We start from the raw sequence: 2,829 nt of genomic DNA on the forward strand, positions 1-2,829 counted from the left end.
GTTTCTCGAAAAACGCGAGCAACTGACTTCGACGGAGTTGGCGACGCACGAGAACACGACCGTTTTCATCGACACCGTGGATTTGAAAAACGCTCTTCGCGAGGTCGATACCGACCGTAGCAAGCTCTGACATGGGTGGCTCCTCAGCTTGAGGCGACAACCTCTCGACTATGCCCGAAGCGACGCCGGGAGCAGGAGCCATCCACGCCATCAATCGAGATGGCGGTCTAAAAATCGAAGGCGCTGCTGAGCAAAGCGGCCGAGCGAACCGTCGGGGGATTGGGGGCTGCCATCAGACGCCTCGTCGATACCGTTACGCCGGATGAGTGCGCCATCTTCTTTGCCGCAGTAGGATACGAACCAGATTAAACCGAAAATGCTCTAGACGCGATCGCACCGCACGGCTTTGCCAGGGCAGATCCTTGAACGCCCGCAGTACCACCTGTTCACCCGCGCCCAAGCACTCCCGCAGACCCTACAGGAGGCTGAGAGCCTGTTTGAGCGCGATTGCTTAGGCTGGATTGTTGAGGGCGTTGGCGGCCATGAGGCAAGCCACGCAGATGAGGCGTCCGGCGCGCTCGCGGAGAAGCCCACCCCAGTGGCTCAGCCAGCCGAAGGTGCGCTCGACGATCCAGCGCCGTTCCAGAACGACGAAGCCCTTCTGGTCCGGGTCTTTTTCGACGACCCGTCGGCGCATGCCGTGAAGGTTGCACCATTCCTCGCAGCGCTTGGCCCGGAAGACGCTGTCGAAGAGGCCCAGACGCAGGCTCGGCCAGAACGGCTTGCCCTCGTCCAGAGCCGACAGCGTGTCACAGTCCTGCACGTTGGCCGGCACGATAGCCATGGCCAGGATGTGCCCCTCGGCATCGACCATCATCACGCGTTTGCGGCCGACCACCCTCTTGGCGGCATCGTAACCGCGTGGCCCGCGCACGCCGATGCACTTGACGCTCTGGGTGTCGATGATCGTCAGCCGCGGCGTAGGACGCCGCCCGCAGCGGCGCTGTCGGCGCGCGAGCGTCCGCATCAGGACCGCGAACAGGCCCTTGTCCATCCAGCGCCGGAACCACCCGTAGACGGTGCGCCAGGGAAGGAAGCCGTTGGGCAGAGCCCGCCATCCGCCGCCCGTGCGCCGATGCCAAGCAACGGCCGCCATCACGCGGCGCGCCGATTTGACGTTCGATCGAGTGGGCGGATCCGCTCGCTGCAGGAAGCGGGCCACCTCGTCCAAGCCCGCCTCCATCACCAAGTTCTTCGAACGCGTCTCATGGCGCGTCCGATACCGATCCGTCCACATCTGCTCTCCACGCCGCCCCGCCAGGCGGAATTCGTGTTGCTACACGAGACAGATGGGGACGGCCGGTGGAGGTCCTCAAACAGGCTCTTAGGCCGCCGCGGTCTGGGTAGTGATCTGCAACCAGATTTCCTCCAGCGTCAGGTCATCGACGTGCAGGCCGTCCGGGACAGATGGCATCGACAGCTTCGAATTCGAAATTGTGCCGTTCTGAAGCCACCACGCAAACCAACGTCCGCATCACCACGCAGCACCGCCAGTGCTGATAAACCGCAATTTTGACCCCTTATATGATTTCGTCGACCCATCTTGCCGTTAGCGGACCCAGTTGGGAGTTGAAGAGATTTGATACTATTACGTGCGTCTGAGGGGCCTTTCCCGTCCATCGCTGTCCGTAAAAGCATAAACATGCGACAGAACCAGCAACTCGGTACGGATTTCATGCCCCGTGCGCTTTCGCTCGGCTGTCCTGCAGAACCGGCGCGGGTGATATTCCAATCTGCAAGAATCATTCTTGCTGCCGTCGAGGAAGCCGTTTCAGCCAAGGGGTTCCAGAGCGCTGTTATTGAACTCGAAGGGGGGCTTTGTAACGCTCGTCTACCTCACGTCGATTATCCCGGCCGACGGCCCTGTAATTTCCCACCAATGAATGGTCTCCGAAATTAGAATTTAATTTATATTTGCAATAAAGCGGATTTCGATTGATGCCTGCGAATTCTCCAGACCGCAAATACTTACATTTCACGCCCGACAGAAGGCTGCGTTTCTGAATCGGATCTATGCCGGAAACACGGGATGAAAACAGATAGCTTTTACAAGTGGAGTTAAAATTATATTGGCGCGGAGGGCTTATTATAATCTGGACGAATAATCAGGAAGATGGGAATATTTGGTTTAAAGATATTTTGGCGGCGATGAGCAAGCAGGCCAAACTACTGAATTAGGCTTTGGCGAAAAATGATACGGTTGTCTCAATGCCGAGCGATTGCCGGGAAAACAGAGGCATTGCGGGAAGACATTGCGCTTGCCTGCTGCGCGTTCGAGGTCGGCGAGACCTACCCTCCTTACCACGCCAAACTGAGGGACGTGATCGAGCAGATCTCCAATCTCCAATCTCCTGATCGGGCTGACGAGGGCGAAGAAGATCTGTCAATTTGGATTGTATCCAATTTGTCTGCTAAATGCTCGTAGAAATATTTTGAGCTACAAAGACTGAAGAATAACACCGCAACTGACTGATAAATAGCTAGGCGGCAAATATAATAGGGGTCGCAGCGCCTTATAATACTGTGGTGGTGCTTCCTACTGCCCGAAGAAATTTGCCGGGAACGAGATTAATCCACGCCGCCAAGTGCCGCCCATTTCATCAAAACTCTATCGAGCCCTCACAGCAAGAGCCCCGGGAGGCGATGAACAGCTTCATTGACAAGATGTAATAATAACCTTACCACTGTTGCGCGACTGAGAAGAGGGAAACTGAAGGCGGCTTCCTCCGGAATAGGTACATTCACTTCCGTGACCTGACCGTTATTTTG

At 56.8% G+C, this 2,829-nt stretch carries 1 protein-coding gene and 2 pseudogenes; 1 reads left to right on the forward strand and 2 read right to left on the reverse strand.

From position 1 onward, the window contains the following. Nucleotides 1-133, reverse strand: a pseudogene (locus MFF30_RS19380) (IS110 family transposase); the annotation flags it as partial. 98 nt (nucleotides 134-231) lie between these two features. On the opposite strand from MFF30_RS19380, the pseudogene MFF30_RS19385 reads away from it, so the two are divergent. After that, nucleotides 232-369: pseudogene (locus tag MFF30_RS19385) on the forward strand (IS630 family transposase); the annotation flags it as partial. A 142-nt stretch (nucleotides 370-511) separates the two neighbouring features. Here MFF30_RS19385 and MFF30_RS19390 read toward each other — a convergent pair. Further along, nucleotides 512-1,297: an IS5 family transposase gene (locus tag MFF30_RS19390; RefSeq protein ID WP_306424595.1), complete on the reverse strand. Its 786-nt coding sequence runs from the start codon at nucleotides 1,295-1,297 to the stop codon at nucleotides 512-514. Nucleotides 1,298-2,829: the final 1,532 nt, after the last annotated feature.

This window comes from Methylobacterium goesingense, assembly GCF_022179225.1.
GTDB lineage: Bacteria > Pseudomonadota > Alphaproteobacteria > Rhizobiales > Beijerinckiaceae > Methylobacterium > Methylobacterium goesingense.